Raw genomic sequence first — 18,636 nt, forward strand, 5'->3', positions numbered from 1 at the left:
TCGTCAGGAGGCGTTCGCGTCAGTGCGGTCGGCCAGCCACGACGTGACCAACGCTGCCAACGGAGCAGCCGCCGCAATCAAAGCAAAGCGGAGTGGGTTTGAAGGCGTTGCGCCCTGCATCAGCAACGCCAGGACGTCGACTAGCAGGCCGGCGCACGAGAAAACAAGCAGGATGGCCGGATCGTCGGCACTGGCACGGCGGGCAGTTCTGCGCCGTTCAAGGGAATTCGGATGGAGGGACGTTGAGGCCATGTCGCGCTCCTCAAATCGTGGAGCGGACAGACTAGACCCTTCTCAAACGCGGGAGTATTGCTCCGGATGAGCAGGCTCTCTTGCGAAATGCGGAAGGATCGGGCTTGGACCAGCTTGCGGCGATGGCGGCCTTTGTCCGCGCGGTCGATACCGGCAGCCTGTCGGCAGCGGCGCGCTCGCTGCCGAGCTCGCTGACCGCGGTGAGCCGGCAGATCAGCGCCCTGGAGGAGCATTTCGGCACCCGCCTCCTGCTGCGCACCACGCGTCAGCTCGCACTCACCGACGACGGCCGCATCCTCTACGAGCGCGCGAAATCCATTCTCGGCGAAGTCAGGGAGATCGAGGCGGCGCTGGCGCGCGATCCGCACCAGCCATCGGGTCGGATTCGCATCAGCTCACCGAGCCTGATCGGGCGGCTCGTGATCGCGCCGCTGCTCAACGAGTTTCTGCGCCGTTATCCCGCTGTTGCCGTCGACCTGCTGTTGATCGACCGCGCCGTCGACATGGTCGAGGAAGACATCCATCTGGCCATTCGCATCGGCCGCTTGCGCGACTCGCAGCTGGTCGCGCGCAAGCTCACCGATCTCCAGCTGATCGTGTGCGCATCGCCTGAGTATCTCGCGCGGCGCGGCGAACCGCGGACGCCGCACGATCTTGCGGGACATGACTGCCTGGTGTTTTCCGATTCGCCTGGAAGCGCGGAGTGGCGCTTTGCTGACGGCTCGAAGACGGGTCGCAAATTCCGCATATCCGGTCGGCTCTGGATGAATAGCCTCGACGCGCTGGTTGGTGCGGCGCGGGATGGTGCGGGCATCGTCCGCGTGCCGTCGTGGCAGGTGCAATCCGATCTCGCCCGCGGCCGCCTGCAACGGCTGCTGATCGACCATGAGCCGGCGCCGACGCCGCTGCATCTGGTGCTTCAGCCGTCGCGCCTGGCATCGCCTAAGATCAGGGCATTCGTCGATTATCTGGTGGAACAGTGGGGCAGAATCGACGCGTTCCGGAGCCCGTCAGCGCGCAGCTAATCGTCCCACGCTACACGCAGATATTTTGATTCACTTCTTGGTTCATCAGGCCTTGCATCTGGTATACCACACTGCGGATCAACCAGAATTCGGCAAGTCTAACAATGAACTTCGGTTCGACCGAAGGCTATTTGACCGTTGCGCGGGCTGATCCGACTCCGTAAATAGAACTCCTCTACCGCGTTCCCCGATGGGCCGGCCGCGGTCCCTCACACCATAAAGCCCGCCGATGACCGCCAGGATCGAACGACCGCTTTCACCCCATTTGCAGACCTACCGGTGGACGCTGACGATGGCGCTGTCCATCGTCCACCGCGCCACAGGTGTGGCCCTCTATTTCGGCACCCTGCTGCTCGCCTGGTGGCTGATCGCAGCCGCCTCCGGCCCCACCGCCTATGCCAATGTCCAGGCCTTCACCGGCAGCGTGATCGGCAAGCTGATCGTGTTCGGCTACACGTGGGCGCTGATGCACCATCTGTGCAGCGGCATCCGGCATTTCGTCTGGGATCTCGGCTACGGCTTCAAGGCCAATGAGCGCGAAGCGCTGACCTGGGGTGCGCTGGTTGCCGGCATTGCGCTGACCGTGCTGGTCTGGATCATTGCCTATGCCGTTGGAGGTGGACGATGAGCGGCCCCTCTTCGATGCGCACGCCGCTGGAGCGCGTCCGCGGCCTCGGCTCCGCGCATACCGGCACCGGCGATTTCTGGCGCCAGCGCCTCACCGCGGTTGCGATGACGCTGCTGATCGTTCCGGTGATCGTCGTGGTGATCACGCTGATCGGCCGCAACCATGCCGGCGCGGCGCAGATCCTCGGCTCGATTCCGATCGCCATCATCCTGCTGCTCTTCATCATCGCCAGCACCTGGCACATGAAGATCGGCATGCAGGTCGTGATCGAAGACTACATCCACAACGAGAAGCTGAAGATCGCCAGCGTGATGGCGAACAACTTCTTCTGCGTCGCGGTCGCATTGGCCTCGATCTACGCAATCCTCAAATTGTCGTCGGGAGTATAACCCATGGCCGGTGAAGGAAACGGCAAGGCCACCAACGGTGGCCCGGCCACGAACGGCAAGGCCTACCCGATCCAGGACCACACCTACGACGTCGTCGTGGTCGGCGCCGGCGGCGCGGGCCTGCGCGCCGTGGTCGGCTGCTCGGAAGCGGGCCTGCGCACCGCCTGCATCACCAAGGTGTTCCCGACCCGCTCGCACACCGTTGCGGCGCAGGGCGGCATCTCGGCCTCGCTCGGCAACATGCACCAGGACGACTGGCGCTGGCACATGTACGACACCGTGAAGGGGTCGGACTGGCTCGGCGACCAGGACGCGATCGAATACATGGTGCGCAACGCGCCCGACGCGGTCTACGAGCTCGAGCATTGGGGCGTGCCGTTCTCGCGCACCGAGGAGGGCAAGATCTATCAGCGCCCGTTCGGCGGCATGACCGTCGATTTCGGCAAGGGCCAGGCGCAGCGCACCTGCGCCGCCGCCGACCGCACCGGCCACGCCATGCTGCACACGATGTATGGCCAGTCGCTGCGACACTCGGCCGAGTTCTTCATCGAATTCTTCGCCATCGACCTGATCATGGACGACCAGGGCGTCTGCCGCGGCGTCATCGCGCTCAAGCTCGACGACGGCACGCTGCATCGCTTCCGCGCCCAGACCACGATTCTGGCGACCGGCGGCTATGGCCGCGCCTATGCCTCCTGCACCTCGGCGCACACCTGCACCGGTGACGGCGGCGGCATGGTGCTGCGTGCCGGCCTGCCGCTGCAGGACATGGAGTTCGTCCAGTTCCATCCGACCGGCATCTACGGCTCGGGTTGCCTCGTCACCGAGGGCGCCCGCGGCGAAGGCGGTTATCTCGTCAACTCCGAAGGCGAGCGCTTCATGGAGCGCTACGCGCCGTCGGCCAAGGACCTCGCCTCGCGCGACGTCGTCTCGCGCGCGATGACGATCGAGATCCGCGAAGGCCGCGGCGTCGGCAAGAAGAAGGATCACATCTTCCTGCACCTCGATCACCTCGATCCGAAGGTGCTGCATGAGCGGCTGCCGGGCATTTCCGAATCGGCGAAGATTTTCGCCAATGTCGACGTCACCCGCGAGCCGATTCCGATCGTGCCGACCGTGCACTACAACATGGGCGGCATTGCCACGAACTATCACGCCGAGGTGCTGACCAAGCGCAACGGCGACGACAATTCGGTGGTGCCGGGCCTGATGGCGATCGGCGAAGCCGCCTGCGTCTCGGTGCATGGCGCCAACCGCCTCGGCTCCAACTCGCTGATCGACCTCGTGGTGTTTGGCCGCGCCGCCGCGCTGCGCCTTGCCGACAAGCTGACGGCGAACGCCAAGCAGCCGGAGCTGCCGAAGGATTCGTCCGACCTCGCGCTCGGCCGGCTCGACCACTTCCGTCACGCCTCCGGTGGCACGCCGACCGCGAAGCTGCGCGACAGCATGCAGCATGTGATGCAGAACAATTGCGCGGTGTTCCGCACCGGCGAGGTGCTGCAGGAAGGCCAGAACCTGATCCACAAGGTCTATGGCGGCGTCGGCGACATCTCGGTTTCGGACCGCTCGCTGGTGTGGAATTCCGATCTGATCGAGACGCTGGAATTCGACAATCTGATCGTGCAGGCGATCGTGACGATGGATTCGGCGGCCAACCGCACCGAGAGCCGCGGCGCGCATGCCCGCGAGGACTTCTCCGCGCGCGACGACAAGAACTGGATGAAGCACACGCTGACCTGGATCGATCCGGCCGGCAAGACGGCGATCGATTATCGTCCCGTCCACGACTACACGATGACCAACGACGTGCAGTACATCCCGCCGAAGGCGCGGGTCTACTGAGAACGAAGGCGAGCAAGCATGGTTGAATTCGCACTTCCGAAGAATTCGAAGATTTCCGGCGGCAAGACCTGGCCGAAGCCGGCCGGCGCCACCGAGACGCGCGAATTCCGCGTCTACCGCTGGAATCCGGACGACGGCAAGAATCCGAGTGTCGACACTTACTATGTCGACACCCATGATTGCGGCCCGATGGTGCTGGACGGTCTGATCTGGATCAAGAACCACATCGACCCGACGCTGACCTTCCGCCGCTCCTGCCGCGAAGGCGTCTGCGGCTCCTGCGCGATGAACATCGACGGCCAGAACACGCTGGCCTGCACCAAGTCGATGCACGACGTCGGCGCCGGCGGCGCGGTCAAGGTCAATCCGCTGCCGCACCAGCCGGTGGTGAAGGACCTCGTCCCCGACCTCACCAATTTCTACGCCCAGTATGCCTCGATCGAGCCGTGGCTGAAGACCACGACGCCGACGCCGCAGAAGGAGTGGAGGCAGAGCCACGAGGATCGCGAGAAGCTCGACGGTCTCTACGAGTGCATCCTGTGCGCCTGCTGCTCGACCTCCTGTCCGAGCTATTGGTGGAACAGCGAACGCTTCCTCGGCCCCGCCGCGCTGCTGCAAGCGACCCGCTGGGTCACCGACTCCCGCGACGAGGCGACCGGCGAGCGGCTCGACAATCTCGAGGATCCGTTCCGCCTCTATCGCTGCCACACCATCATGAACTGCGCCAAGGCGTGCCCGAAGGGCCTCAACCCTTCCGAAGCGATCGCCGAGCTCAAGTTCAAGCTGGTCGAACGCCAGATCTGATCCGACACGGCCGCGGCCGGCGCTGTTATCAGCGGCCGGCCGTCGCGGGCCGGATCAGGATGTCGGCGCCGACGGCATCGACGCCGGGTCGATCGAGATCGAGCACGACATCGACAATGCTGTGATCGTCCGGATCCATCGTGACGGTGAAGCCGAGATCGCGGCACATCCCGATCATCGTGGTGTTCTCGGTCAGCACCTGGCCGGACAGCCGCTTCAACCCCTCCGACTTCGCGTAGTGGATCAGCAGCTGCATCAGCGCCCAGCCTAGCCCTTTGCCCTTGAGATCGGACTGCAGCAGGATCGCGTATTCGGCGTTCTGGTACAGCGAGTCCGAATGCAGCCGGACCGCGCCCATCATCTCGCCGGTGTTCGGATCCAGCGCCACGAACGCCATCGCGCGCGCATAATCGAGCTGGGTCAGGCGCGCGATGAACGCGTGCGAGAATTCCTTCATCGCATGGAAGAAGCGCAGCCGGAGATCTTCGGCGGTCACGCGCTTGAAGAACTCGCCGACCATCGGCTCGTCCTCCGGCCGCATCGGGCGCACCGTGACGCGCGAGCCGTCGCGCAACGCGAGCTCGCCCTCCCATTGCGACGGATAGGGCCGCACCGCGAGCCGTGTCTGGCCGGCAAACAGCCGCGCCGGCTTGCGGATCGCCACCCGCGCATCGAGCGCCAGCACGCCGCTCTCGTCCGCCAGCATCGGATTGATAGCGAGCTCGGCGACCTCGGGAATGTCGGCCGCCATCTGCGCCAGCTTGACAAGGGTGAGCGGCACCACATCGATTGGGACGGCCGGCACATCGCGATAGCCGCCGAGCAACCGCGAGACGCGGGTGCGTCCGACCAGCTCACGCGCCAGATTCATGTCGAGCGGCGGCAGCGCCAGCGCCTTGTCGTTGATCACCTCGACCGCGGGGCCGCCGCGGCCGAACACGATCACCGGACCGAAGGTCGGATCGTCGGCAATGCCGAGGATCAGCTCGCGCGCCGCGCGCCGCACGATCATCGGCTGGATCGTCGCGCCCTGCAGCTTCGCATCGAGCCGCGCACTCCGTGCACGCTCCATGACCGTCCGCGCGGCTTCGACGACGCTCTCCTTCGTGCGCAGATCGCGAATGACCCCACCGACGTCGGAGGCGTGGCGAATGTCGCGCGAGAACACCCTGACCACGATCGCGCGCCCCTCGGCAAGGAACGGCGCCGCCTTCTCGGCGGCATCCTCGGCACTCTCGGCGACGATGGTCGTCACGATCGGGATATCGTAGGCCTCGAACAGGGCGACGATCTCGGGCGGATCGAGCCAGGCGCGTCCCTCCGACAAGGCCTTTACGACCACATGCCGCGCCGCGGCGGTCTCCGGCATGAACACCGATGCGATACCTGGCGGGATCGCGGCGAGCGCGGTGGAGGCCTCGCGATAGCGCACCAGATACATGAAGGCGCGCACCGCATCGTCCTCGGTCGGGAAATGCGGAATCCTCGCCGCCTCGAAGATCGCGCCGGTGCGCTCGTCGGCGCCGACCCACGCCGCGAGCACCAGCGCCGCCACTGCACTCCGCTTCGACCTGCGATCGCGAACGCATTGCGCCACGGCCTCGGCAATCCCCTCGGCCGGCGCCACCGCCATTTCCACATTCGCGACCAGCACCGCATCGCTGTTGGCGTCATCGAGCAGCGCATTGAGCGCCACCACGTAGCGGGCGGCATCCGCATCGCCGGCGATGTCGACGGGATTGGCGCACGACCAGCCCGGCGGCAACTCCTTGTCGAGCCGCGCAATCGTCTCCGCCGTCAATGTCGCGGGAACGCCGCCGAGCTCGGCCAACCGGTCGGTGGCGAGGATGCCGAGCCCGCCGCCATTGGTCAGGATCGCCAGCCGGTTGCCGCGCGGGACGAAGCCGCGGCCGAGTAGTTCGGCGCAATCGAACAGCTGGCGGAGGTCGTAGACGCGCAGCATGCCGGCGCGGCGGAACGCGGCGTCATAGACCGCGTCCGAGCCGGCCAGCGCGCCGGTGTGGGTGGCGGCGGCCTTCGCGCCCTGCGCCATCCGTCCCGACTTGACGACGATGACCGGCTTCAACCGCGCCGCGGCACGCGCCGCCGACATGAACTTGCGCGCGTCCTTGACGGCCTCGAGGTAGATCAGGATCGCGCTGGTATGATCGTCGAGCGCGAAGTAATCGAGCAAGTCGGCGACGTCGACATCGAGCTGGTCGCCGATCGAGGCGATACCGGAGAAGCCGAGCCGCCGCTCCGCCGCCCATTCGATCATCGCCGCCGCGACCGCGCCGGACTGCGAGATCAGGGCGACGTGCCCGTCGGAGGGTTGATGCGCGGCGAAGCTCGCATTGAGCTTCGCATGCGGCACCATGACGCCCATGCAATTGGGCCCGATCAGGCGCATGCCATGCCGCCGCGCCGTCTGCTCCGCGGTCTCGGCGAGCGAGCCCGCGCCGTGGCCGAGGCCCGCCGACAGGATCGCCGCACCGGCGACGCCGGCCAGCCCAGCCTCCGCCACGATCTCCGGGACCGCGGCTGCCGGCGCACTGATGACGACGAGGTCCGGTACGAACGGCAGCGACTTCAGGTCAGGAACGGTCGGCGCGCCGTCGACATCGGCATACTGCCGATTGACGACCCCGACGCGGCCGGTGAAGCCGCTCGCTTTGACGTTTCGCAGCACCGCCGCGCCGAGCGACGACGGACGTGGGCTGCCGCCGACGATCGCGATGCTTCGCGGCGAAAATACCCGCTCCAGGCCGAACGTCGACATTGCGTGGTCTCGCAGGGAACCAGCGGACGCCGATAGCGCGCCCGCGAATGAACTCTACTTCGTCATTCGGCCAGTTGCACCCATGGAGCCGGACAGTCCCGTTAGTGCAGCCCCAGCGCCTGCGCCAGATTGAAGGTCAGGAAGCTCGCAACATAGGCCAGCGCGAGCATGTAGATGAACGTCACCACCATCCACTTTGCGCTGCCGGTCTCGCGGCGGATCACCGCCAGCGTCGAGGCGCATTGCGGGGCGAAGATGTACCAGACCAGCAGCGACAGCGCGGTCGCCAGCGTCCATTTCTGCGCCAGCACCTGACCGATCTGGTCTGCCGCCTCCTTGCCGCCCTCGATCGAATAGACGGTGCCGAGCGCTGCGACCGCGACCTCGCGCGCCGCCATCCCCGGGATCAGTGCCACCGCGATCTGCCAACTAAAGCCGATCGGCTGCAGCAGCGGCTCGAGCGCATGGCCGATCATCGCCGCAAAGCTGTAGTTGATCGCCGGCCCCTCGGCGCCGGCCGGCGCCTGCGGGAACGAGGCCAGGAACCAGATCAGCACCATCATCGAGAGAATCGTGGTGCCGGCGCGGTACAGGAACATCTTGGCGCGGGTGAACACGCCGATCGCGATGCTGCGCAGCCGCGGCACCTTGTAGTCGGGCAATTCCAGCATGAACGGCGCCGGCGCATGGTCGCGCCACATCAAGAACTTTGCGATCGCCGAGACCGTCAGCGCGCTGGTGATGCCGGCGGCATAGAGGCCGAACATCACGAGCCCCTGCAGATTGACGAAACCCCACACCGTGGTCGACGGAACGAAGGCGGAGATGATCAGCGTGTAGACCGGAATCCGCGCCGAGCAGGTCATCAGCGGCGCGATCAGGATCGTGGTCAGGCGGTCGCGCCTGTTGTCGATCACCCGCGTCGCCATGATGCCGGGAATTGCGCAGGCAAAGCTCGACAGCAGCGGAATGAAGGCGCGGCCGTGCAGCCCGGCGCCGCCCATGATGCGGTCCATCAGGAACGCGGCGCGCGCCATGTAGCCGAAATCTTCCAAGAGCAGGATGAACAGGAAGATGATGATGATCTGCGGCAGGAACACGATCACGCTGCCGACGCCGGAGATCACGCCGTTCTGCAGGAAGCTCTGCAGCAGACCCCAGCTTTCCGGCAGCACGCCGTGAATCAATTGCCCGAGCGCGGCAAAACTGTCCGACAGCAATTCCATCGCCGGCTGCGCCCAGGTGAACACCGCCTGGAACATCACGAACAGGATCACGGCAAGGATCACGAGACCCCAGACCGGATGCAGCACGACGGAATCGATCCGCGTCGTCAGCGTGTCGGGCTTGGCCGGCAGCGTCACGGCGGCGGCGATGATACGGTCCGCCTCGCGCTGCGCCGCCTTGAGGTCGGCGATGGTCGGCGTGGTCCACTCGCTGGCCGCCGCCTCATGCGACCGGGCCAGGAATTCGTCGGTCCGCTTCAAGAGCTCGTCGACACCGCCTTTGCGTACCGCGACCGAGGTCACGATCGGCAAGCCCAGCTCCTGCGACATGCGGTCGATGTCGATCGTCACGCCGCGACGCTTCGCGATGTCGATCATGTTGAGCACGAGCATCATCGGCCGGCCGACGCGCTTCAGCTCGAGCACGAGTCGCAAGGTCAGCCGCAGGTTGGTGGCGTCAGCGACGCAGAGCACGAGATCGGGGACCTCCTCGCCGTCGAAGCGGCCGAGCACGATGTCGCGGGTGATCTCCTCGTCCGGGCTGCGGCCACGCAGCGAATAGGTGCCGGGCAGGTCGAGCACGGTCACGCTGCGGCCCTCCGGCGTGACGAAGCCACCGGATTTGCGCTCGACGGTGACGCCGGGATAATTGGCGACCTTCTGGCTGCTGCCGGTCAACCGGTTGAACAGCGAGGTCTTGCCGGTGTTTGGGGCACCGACCAGCGCCAGACGCAGGGATGCAGCGGTCATTCGACGATCACAGCCATGGCTTCGCTCCGGCGCAGCGCGATCGTGATGTTGTCGACGCGCACCGCGATCGGATCCCGTCGGATCGTGCCCTCATGCAGGATTTCCACGCGCGCGCCCTCGACAAAACCCATCTCGACCAGGCGCTGCTCCAGCTCCTGCGGGGACAGCGATGAGCCCGTCACGAGCGCATCGAGCCTGATGATCTTTCCGACAAAACCGCGATCCGCATGTCCGAGCCGGATGTCCTGAAAACCGTCCTGGAGATTAGCCTGGGAGCTGTTTGGATCGCCTGTCATGCGGCCTGTGTTTCAGCAGGTAGTCACAGGGTCAAGCGTTTGCCCGTGAGAGGTTTTAGAACTCCTAAAAACAGCGCCAGGAAGCGTCATCCGGGTCGATTTTCCGCTTGATTGCCGACGAGGCGCTAACGGGTCCGTGATGTCACCGGGCGGCATCGGCCCGGCGCGGCGCCGAACGCAAGCCGGCGCCCGCTTGATCGATCCGCCTCGGCCTGCGCTGCCCTTGAGCGGCTGCGGGACGGCGAAAGCGGCCCGGCGACGCACCACGCGGCGGGGTTTCGCTTCCTCCGGCGCAACGGTTTGCGTTAAGGTCGGCAAGGAGCCGGAGCGCCCGTGCCGACTGCACAACGCAATTCGCTGAGACTGCTGCAATGGATGATGGCCGCCGCGCTGGCCCTTCCGCTGGCGCTGTTCGCGTTCGCCTCCGCGATGTCCCGGATCTCGATCAATGAGGCCGCCGACCAGGAAATCCAGCGCACGCTTGATGTCGCCCACGAGCACGCGCTCAAGGTGTTCGAGACCATCGACCGCAGCCTGGCCGAGGTCACCGAGGTCATCCGCGGCATGGGCGATGGCGACATCGTCGCGCGCGACAAGATCCTGCACCAGCGACTGCGCAAGGTCGCCGAGGCGCTTCCCCAGGTGAAATCGATCTGGGTGTTCGACGCCAACGGCCGCGCCCTGGTCAACAGCCTGGTGCAGCCGGCCCCCGACATCGATTTCTCGGACCGGGAATACTTCCGGATCCATGCTCCGGGCGACATCGGCACCTATATCGGCGAGGTGCTGACGCCGCGGCCGCCCTATCTGGGCTCGCGGTTCTTCAGCGTCGGCCGGCGACGCAACAACGAGGACGGCAGCTTTGCCGGCGTGATCCAGGCCTCCGTGCTTCCGGAATATTTCGTCAATTTCTACGCGCGGATCGGCCGCGAGCCCGGCAGCTTCCTGGCGCTGATCCGGACCGACGGTGCGGTGCTGGCGCACTTCCCCGTCGTCGACCGCAACGTCAGGTTCGAGCCGGGCGGGCCGCTCGGGCGGCAGATCGTCGCCAATCCCGAGGCCGGCGCCATGACGATCCAGTCCCCGGCCGACGGCGTCGAACGGCGCATGCGCTATCAGCGGCTGGCCGAATACCCGATCTATGTCAGCGCCGGCCTCGAAACCTCGGCGATCCAGTCGCGCTGGATGTCGACCATGGCCCAGCACCTGATCTTCGGGATTCCGGCCACCGCGTTGCTGTTCGGCCTGCTCGCGCTCGCCTTCCGGCGCACCCAGCGCCTGCAGGAGGAGGCCAACCGGCGGATCGAGGCCGAGGACGCGCTGCGGCACGGCCAGCGGCTGGAGGCGCTCGGCCAACTCACTGGCGGCGTCGCGCATGATTTCAACAATCTGCTGACCGTGATCCGCGCCTCGGTCGACATGTTGCGGCGGCCGGACCTGCCGGAGCCGCGGCGGCAGCGCTACATCGACGCGATCTCCAACACCGTGAACCGCGCCGCCAAGCTGACCAACCAGCTGCTCGCATTCGCGCGCCGGCAGACCCTCAAGCCCGAGGTGTTCGACGCCAGCCAGAATGTGCGGACCCTGAGCGAGATGATCGCGACCCTGATCGGCTCGCGCATCGAGATCACAGCGCAGGTGCCGGACGAAACCTGTCTCGTCAACGCCGACGCCGGTCAGTTCGAGACCGCGATCATCAACATGGCGGTCAATGCACGCGACGCCATGGACGGCGTCGGCCGGCTCACGATCGCGGTCCGCCCGGTCAACAGCCTGCCGTCCGGCGCAGCGAACCCGCCGAGCCCGCACGGCCATGTCGCGGTGTCGGTAGCCGACACCGGCGTCGGCATTCCGCAGGATCTGTTCGGCCGCATCTTCGAGCCGTTTTACACCACCAAGGAAATCGGCCAGGGCACCGGCCTCGGCCTGTCGCAGGTGTTCGGCTTTGCCAAGCAATCCGGCGGCGAGGTCAGCGTCACCAGCGACGTCGGCAAGGGCTCGACATTCACGCTGTATCTGCCGCGTGTCGTCGGCGAGCACCGCGCGCAATCGCTGCGCACCGAGGATGCGCCTTCGGTCGACCGGACCGCGGCGTCGGTCTTGATCGTCGAGGACAATGTCGAGGTCGGAAAGTTCGCCGCCGACACGCTGACCCAGCTTGGCTGCACCTGCGTGCTGGTGGAGAACGCCACCCACGCCTTGGAAGAGCTTGCCGTCGACCCCGACAGGTTCGACCTCGTGTTCACCGACGTCGTGATGCCCGGCATGAGCGGCATCGAGCTCGCGGGGGAGATCCGCCGGCAGGGGCTCGATCTGCCGATCGTGCTCGCCTCCGGCTACAGCCAGGTGCTGTCGCAGCAGGGCAGCGGCGGCTTCGAGCTGCTGCAGAAGCCCTATTCCGCCGAGCAGCTCGCGCGCGTGCTGCACAAGGCCGCGCGCTCGCGCCGGCTGCGACGCGACCAGGCGCCGGCGTCGTGACGACGTACGATAGGTTCTCGAATCCGCTGCCACAAAATCGGTGTCGTCGCCCGGCTTGCCGCCTTCGCTAAAGCTTCGGCGTGCCTGGGATTCGTGGTCTCGTCGAAGCCTTGGCGTAGACGGGACCGGGCGATGACAGGGGTGGATGGGGATACGGTGGATAGGGATACACCTTTGCATTCTCTCGACATGATTTGTCCGAGTCATGCTCTTCGTTCCGCCCTCTCGTTTGTCGCAGCGCTTCTCCGTCACTTCGCGAAGCGCATGGCCGCTGGCTGGAACCCGTGAGGAACCGTTTGATTTGCCTGGCGTTGTCGCCGCATGGGCAAAGCTGCGGCAAAATCCGGATCTTCGCGCAGGCCGTCTTCGGACAAGACCACTTCGGACAAGACCTCTTCGCCTCGGAAGCCGGGCGCGAAACGAGGCGATGCTGACGGCAGCGGCGCTTCGCAAGGCGAAGCTGACGACAAATCAGAATTCGTCGAGATCATCGCCGAAGACGGCGATCATATCGAGCCGCCTCCGCCGGAAATCGTCGAACCCGATCCAGAACTGTCGGCCGAAGAGGCCGAACAGGCGCGCAAGGACTATTTGCTGACGCGGTTCTGGATCAGCGCGCGCGGCTACTGGGGCCGCAGCGGCGACCGGCTAGTATGGCTGTTCACGATCGGCCTGCTGCTGCTCATCGTCGCCAATGTCGCCGTCCAGTACGGCATCAATGTCTGGAATCGCGCGATCTTCGATGCGATCGAGAAGCGTGACTCGGCCGCGGTCTTCCAACTGACCGCCATCTTCTTTCCGCTCGCGGTCGGCAGCGTGCTCCTGGGCGTCGCCCAGGTGTTCGGCCGCATGGGCATTCAGCGGCGCTGGCGTGCCTGGCTGACCAACGCCGTGGTATCACGCTGGCTCACGAATGGCCGCTACTACCAGCTCAATCTCGTCGACGGCGATCACAAGAATCCGGAATACCGCATTGCGGAGGACCTGCGAATTGCGACCGATTCGCCGGTCGATTTCATCGCCGGGGTGACGTCGGCGCTGCTGTCCGCCGTCACATTCATCGTCGTGCTCTGGACGATTGGTGGCGCCCTGACGGTAACGCTCGGCGGTTCGTCCGTCAGCATCCCGGGCTTCCTCGTCATTGCCGCGATCGTCTATGCCGCGATCGCATCCGGCTCGATCATGGGGATCGGCCGCCGCTTCGTGCAGATATCCGAGGACAAGAACCAGGCGGAAGCCGAATTCCGCTACACGCTGACCCGCGTACGCGAGAACGGCGAAAGCATCGCGCTGCTCGGCGGCGAAACCGAAGAACGCGACGGCATCGACAAGACGTTCTCGAACGTGCTGCGGCAATGGGCGCGGCTTGCCGGGCAGCACATGCGCACGACGCTGGTGTCGCAGGGATCGAGTCTAATTGCGCCGGTAGTTCCCCTGCTCTTGTGCGCGCCGAAATTCCTCGACGGCAGCATGACGCTCGGCCAGGTGATGCAGGCGGCCTCCGCCTTCACCATCGTGCAGACCGCGTTCGGCTGGCTGGTCGACAATTATCCGCGGCTGGCGGACTGGAATGCCTGCGCGCGCCGCATCGCCTCGCTGATGATGTCGCTCGACGGGCTCGAACGCGCCGAGACCGGCGACGGCTTCGGCCGCATCACGCGCAGCGAGACCGAAGGCAAGGCGATGCTGAGCCTCAACGACCTCTCCGTCACTCTCGACGACGGCACCGCCGTGGTCGGCGAGACCGAGGTCGTCGTCGAGCCAGGGGAGCGCTTGCTGGTCGCCGGCGAATCCGGCACCGGCAAGAGCACGCTGGTCCGCGCCATTGCCGGGCTGTGGCCGTGGGGCGGCGGCAGCGTCAGCCTGCATGCAGACCGCCGCCTGTTCATGCTGCCGCAAAAGCCCTACGTGCCATCGGGCACGTTGGGGCGCGCGGTGGCCTATCCCGGTGCGGCGGAAGACTGGAATCTCGAGCAGATCGGGGATGCCTTGCACAAGGTCGGCCTCGACCATCTCAAGGAGAAGATCGAGGAGGACGCACCGTGGGACCAGACGCTGTCCGGCGGCGAAAAGCAGCGCCTCGCCTTTGCCCGCCTGCTGCTGCACAGCCCTGACATCGTCGTGCTCGATGAGGCGACCTCTGCACTCGACGAGAAGAGCCAGGACAAGATGATGCAGATGGTGACGACGGAATTGCCCAAGGCAACCATCGTCAGCGTCGCCCATCGCGTCGAGCTCGAAGCGTTTCATAGTCGCAAGATCGTGCTGGAGCGCCGCAAGGGCGGGGCGAAGCTGGTCAGCGACGTCGACCTGATCCCGCGCAAGGGCAAGCGAAGGCTGCTCGGTCGCTTCCTGCGGCAACGGCGGCCATCGGGCAAGGCGGCGTAACGGGTTTGTCTTCCCCTCCCCCCTGAAAGGGGGAAGGTTGGGATGGGGGTCAGCCGCGGATAACAGTGTCTACGGAGAGACCGGATCCCCACCCGCTTTGCTCTTGCGAGCAAAGCGACCTCCCCTTTCCAAGGGGAGGTGAAGCGAGAACGCGGACCAATTGCGCACAACAAGGGAGGTTGGCAATGATCCATCATAGATCTTCCCGCGACCCGCGTCGTCCGCTCCGGACGACAGACTTGTCTGCTCCTTCCCCCTGAAAGGGGGAAGGTCGGGATGGGGGTCAGCCGCGGATAACAATGTCTGCGGAGAGACCAAATCCCACCCGCTTTGCTCTCGCGAGCAAAGCGACCTCCCCTTTCCAGGGGGAGGTGAAGCGAGAGCGCGGATGCAGATGCGACACAACAGGGAAGGCTTGCGATGATCGACCATATCGGCTTTTCGGTCTCCGACTATCAGCGCGCGAAGGCGTTCTACCAGACGGCGCTGGCGCCGCTCGGCTACGGCCTGATCATGGAGGTGCCGGCGGAAGTGACCGGGCAGGCACCTGCAGCGGGCTTCGGCGCCAACGGCAAGCCGGACTTCTGGATCGGCGGCGAAGGCGCGATGAACAAGCCGGTGCATATCGCGATTGTGGCCAAGGACCGTGCCACCGTCGATGCTTTCTACAAGGCCGCGATGGCAGCCGGCGGCCGCGACAACGGTGCGCCCGGCATCCGCGCGCATTATCACCCGAACTATTACGGCGCGTTCGTGCTCGATCCCGACGGCCACAATATCGAAGCGGTCTGCCACACGCCCGGATGAGGCGCATAGGAACGCCGCGGCGCGCGATCCGTTATCGCTTCGAATTTCGATGGAGCGATCAATGAACACGACGCGACCCTGCGTCGGCGACAACGGCAAGGTCTCGATGTGATGCCGATCGAGCCTCCCGAGATCCCACCATCAACGCCGGGCACGCCGAGCGAACCGCCGCCGGGCATTCCGCCGGGAAATCCGCAGCCTGAGATTCCAGCGCCGGTGCGCGAACCCGGTGAGCCGCCGCGACCGGACGAGTTGCCCGGCAACACGCCCGACGAATTACCGGTGCGTGGACCGCCGGGACCATCAGGTCCACCACCTGCGACAGATCGACTCGCTGCGGGGTGAATCACCCCCGCGCCTCAGTTCCACATCAGTTGCAACTATGTCCGAGCGTTTCTTCTGAATGCGCAGTGAACAAGCGCGCATGCAACCCGTTATAATGTCGAAATAAACTTCGCCGATGATTCGTGGCTCGCCACAATCCGGCCTAACGGCTGGCCGTTCATCGTCCTGCCGAATTGTTCGGCTCACTGTTTTCTTTCCTGCCCAGAACTTTCCGCCCGGGGACTCCAAGACCATGACAAAGCTTCGTCTCGTGCTGCTTGCCACGACTGCGCTGACGGTGATGCAATTCGCCACCTCAGCGTCGCACGCCCAAACCTCGCCGCTGGTCGTCGCGCAGGCGCAGCCAAAGGAAGAAACCGGTCCGGACGGAAAGCCGAAGCCACGGCCCGCGCCGGGTGCTCCCGCGCATCCGGCACCGCCCGCAGCCGCGCCGCATCCGCAGGCACCACCTCCGGCAGCCGCGCCGCCTGCGCGTCCCGCGCCGCCGCCGGCCGCAGCGCCCGCGAAGCCGCCACCGCCGCCACCGGCTGCTGCTCCGGCACACCCGACGCCGCCACCTCCGCCCGCCGCTGCACCTGCGCGCCCCACACCACCCCCGCCGCCCGCGGCTGCGCCCGCACGCCCCACACCGCCCGCCGCGCCCGCACGGCCGGAGCCGCCCGCGGCTGCACCGGCGAAGCCGACCCCGCCGCCGCCGGCCGCAGCTCCCGCGCGTCCGACACCGCCGCCTGCCCCAGCACCGCAACGTCCGGCGACGCCTCCGCCGCCTCCACCCCCGGCTGCGCATACGCCGCCAACGCCTGCACCGGGCGCAGCTCCCGCAGCACGCCCCGCGACGCCGCCGCCTCCCGCGGCAGCAACGCCCGCCCCCGCAACGCCGGGAGCTCCGACAACGGCGCCCGCCGAACGCCGGCCTGGCGATCGTCCGGGTGGTGAACGTCCTGGTGGTGAACGTCCTGGCGGCGCCAAGCAACCGCCGGGCACGCCGCCCGCCGCGACATCTCCGGCAACGCCCGCGCCTTCAGCGACGACACCTCCCGCAGCGGGACAGCCGCCGGCACGACCGGGCACACCGCCCGCCGCAACACCCGGTGCGACCCCGACGCCGGGTCAGCAGGGACGTCCGGCTACACCGCCCGGAACACCGGCGACCCCAGGCGCCGCAATGGGCGCGCCCGGCGCAACGCCGACGCCAGCGGCGCCAGGTCAGCAGGGACGTCCGGCCACACCGCCCGGAACGCCGGCGACCCCAGGCGCCGCAATGGGCGCTCCCGGCGCTGCTCCCAGCGTAGCCCCGGCTCCGGGTCAGCCGGGACGCCCGGGCACTCCGCCGGCCGCTGGTGCTGCGCCCGCAGTGCCGCCCGCCGCGGGAGCCGCGATGGGCGCACCATCGGCGCGTCCAGCCGGCCCCTCGGCGCCGGGTGTCGTCCCCGGCTCGGCAGCCGCAACGCCGCCGCCCGGCCAATCGCAATACGCCCCGCCGACGGTTTCCTCGGCGTTCCGGGCCGCGCCAACGGTTTCAGCACCGCTGCCGCCGGCGCCGCGGCATGACAATCTGAGGCCGCTCGCGATCGGCGCCGCGGTCGGTGCCGGCGTGGTGGCCGGCGCCGTCATCGGCGCGACCATCGCCGACCTGCACAACCAGCGCCAGGAGGTCGTCGAAGGCGGCCGCACCATCTACACCGAGCCGGACCGCATCATCATCCGCGATCCGGGCGGACAGGCCTATGTCCGCGGCGACGATAATTATCGCTTCCGCTATGGCGCCCGCGACATCCGCACCGAGACGATCGGCGGCGAGACCCGCACCGTCGTGATCCGTCCTGACGGCAGCGAGATCATCACCGTGGTCGGTCCCGACGGGCAGATGCTGCGCCGGATCCGCAGGGATCAGGGTGGCCGCGAGCTCGTCATCATCGACAACTCCTATCGCGATCCGGCCGCGGTCGGCGGCTTCTATGTCGACCTGCCACCACCGGTGGTCCGGATCCCCTATGATCGCTATATCGTCGAGTCCGACAGCGCGGCGCCTGATGTGATCTACGACACCATGGAGGCCCCGCCGGTTGACCGGATCGCGCGGCGCTATTCGCTCGACGAAATCCGCTACAGCCCGAACGTGCGCATGTTGATGCCGTCGATCGACGTCAACAGCATCAACTTCGACTTAGGGTCCTGGCAGATTCCCCCGGATCAGGCGGCGAAGCTGCAGGCGATCGCCGACGGCCTCAACCGTGCCATCCAGCGCAATCCGCGCGAGGTGTTCCTGATCGAGGGCCATACCGACGCGACCGGCAACGACACCGACAATCTGTCGCTGTCCGACCGCCGTGCGCAATCCGCGGCCGAGCTGTTGACGCAGCAGTTCGGCGTGCCGGCCGAGAACCTGACCTCGCAGGGCTATGGCTCGCAATATCTGAAGGAGCAGACCGACGGACCGAGCCGCATCAACCGGCGCGTCACCGTCCGCCGCATCACCCCGCTGCTCAACGGCGGCACCGCCTCCGCCGCACCGCCGCCGCGCTGAGCCGGCGACATCACGATACGAAATGGCCGGGAGCGATCCCGGCCATTTTTGTTTTTCTCCTTCCCCCTGAAAGGGGGAAGGTCGGGATGGGGGTCAGCCG

The 18,636-nt window shown here is 66.7% G+C and carries 14 protein-coding genes; 10 read left to right on the forward strand and 4 right to left on the reverse strand.

Annotated features, from left to right (window positions below; all coding sequences use genetic code 11):
* Window positions 1-3: 3 nt before the first annotated feature.
* Window positions 4-252, reverse strand: a complete 249-nt coding sequence (locus V5279_RS44775) for a hypothetical protein (RefSeq protein WP_338693704.1) — start codon at window positions 250-252, stop codon at window positions 4-6.
* Between the two features lie 104 nt (window positions 253-356).
* On the opposite strand from V5279_RS44775, the gene V5279_RS44780 reads away from it, so the two are divergent.
* The 5 genes from V5279_RS44780 (at window position 357) to V5279_RS44800 (ending at window position 4,940) form a co-directional block, all read left to right on the forward strand.
* On the forward strand, window positions 357-1,277 hold the full coding sequence (locus tag V5279_RS44780) for a LysR family transcriptional regulator (RefSeq protein WP_338693706.1): 921 nt from the start codon (window positions 357-359) through the stop codon (window positions 1,275-1,277).
* 229 nt (window positions 1,278-1,506) lie between these two features.
* Entirely contained in the window at window positions 1,507-1,905 is a 399-nt protein-coding gene (gene sdhC / locus V5279_RS44785; RefSeq protein WP_044540759.1) for a succinate dehydrogenase, cytochrome b556 subunit, read from the forward strand.
* Window positions 1,906-1,919: 14 nt separating this feature from the next.
* Complete coding sequence (gene sdhD / locus V5279_RS44790; RefSeq protein WP_085964893.1) at window positions 1,920-2,294, forward strand: succinate dehydrogenase, hydrophobic membrane anchor protein; 375 nt, start codon at window positions 1,920-1,922, stop codon at window positions 2,292-2,294.
* Window positions 2,295-2,297: 3 nt separating this feature from the next.
* Entirely contained in the window at window positions 2,298-4,136 is a 1,839-nt protein-coding gene (gene sdhA, locus V5279_RS44795; protein ID WP_338693712.1) for a succinate dehydrogenase flavoprotein subunit, read from the forward strand.
* A gap of 18 nt (window positions 4,137-4,154) precedes the next feature.
* On the forward strand, window positions 4,155-4,940 hold the full coding sequence (locus V5279_RS44800; protein ID WP_166300497.1) for a succinate dehydrogenase iron-sulfur subunit: 786 nt from the start codon (window positions 4,155-4,157) through the stop codon (window positions 4,938-4,940).
* Window positions 4,941-4,968: 28 nt separating this feature from the next.
* Here V5279_RS44800 and V5279_RS44805 read toward each other — a convergent pair whose 3' ends face one another.
* From V5279_RS44805 to V5279_RS44815, 3 genes are all read right to left on the reverse strand, one after another.
* Window positions 4,969-7,719, reverse strand: a complete 2,751-nt coding sequence (locus V5279_RS44805; RefSeq protein WP_338693715.1) for a bifunctional acetate--CoA ligase family protein/GNAT family N-acetyltransferase — start codon at window positions 7,717-7,719, stop codon at window positions 4,969-4,971.
* 101 nt (window positions 7,720-7,820) lie between these two features.
* On the reverse strand, window positions 7,821-9,695 hold the full coding sequence (gene feoB, locus V5279_RS44810) for a ferrous iron transporter B (RefSeq protein ID WP_338693717.1): 1,875 nt from the start codon (window positions 9,693-9,695) through the stop codon (window positions 7,821-7,823).
* Complete coding sequence (locus V5279_RS44815) at window positions 9,692-9,991, reverse strand: FeoA family protein (protein WP_338693719.1); 300 nt, start codon at window positions 9,989-9,991, stop codon at window positions 9,692-9,694. Before V5279_RS44815 ends, feoB begins: the two co-directional genes overlap by 4 nt.
* A gap of 333 nt (window positions 9,992-10,324) precedes the next feature.
* Here V5279_RS44815 and V5279_RS44820 point away from each other — a divergent pair, with 333 nt between their 5' ends.
* From V5279_RS44820 to V5279_RS44840, 5 genes are all read left to right on the forward strand, one after another.
* On the forward strand, window positions 10,325-12,469 hold the full coding sequence (locus tag V5279_RS44820) for a hybrid sensor histidine kinase/response regulator (protein WP_338693721.1): 2,145 nt from the start codon (window positions 10,325-10,327) through the stop codon (window positions 12,467-12,469).
* 321 nt (window positions 12,470-12,790) lie between these two features.
* Complete coding sequence (locus V5279_RS44825) at window positions 12,791-14,857, forward strand: ABC transporter ATP-binding protein/permease (protein WP_338693723.1); 2,067 nt, start codon at window positions 12,791-12,793, stop codon at window positions 14,855-14,857.
* Between the two features lie 420 nt (window positions 14,858-15,277).
* Window positions 15,278-15,664: a VOC family protein gene (locus V5279_RS44830; RefSeq protein WP_338693725.1), complete on the forward strand. Its 387-nt coding sequence runs from the start codon at window positions 15,278-15,280 to the stop codon at window positions 15,662-15,664.
* A 111-nt stretch (window positions 15,665-15,775) separates the two neighbouring features.
* The gene (locus tag V5279_RS44835; protein ID WP_084518473.1) at window positions 15,776-16,009 is read left to right on the forward strand and encodes a hypothetical protein; all 234 of its coding nucleotides are present in this window, start codon (window positions 15,776-15,778) and stop codon (window positions 16,007-16,009) included.
* 232 nt (window positions 16,010-16,241) lie between these two features.
* The gene (locus V5279_RS44840) at window positions 16,242-18,536 is read left to right on the forward strand and encodes an OmpA family protein (protein ID WP_338693729.1); all 2,295 of its coding nucleotides are present in this window, start codon (window positions 16,242-16,244) and stop codon (window positions 18,534-18,536) included.
* Window positions 18,537-18,636 lie beyond the last annotated feature (100 nt).

The sequence above is a fragment of the Bradyrhizobium sp. 26S5 genome (assembly GCF_036923295.1).
Classification (GTDB): domain Bacteria; phylum Pseudomonadota; class Alphaproteobacteria; order Rhizobiales; family Xanthobacteraceae; genus Bradyrhizobium; species Bradyrhizobium septentrionale.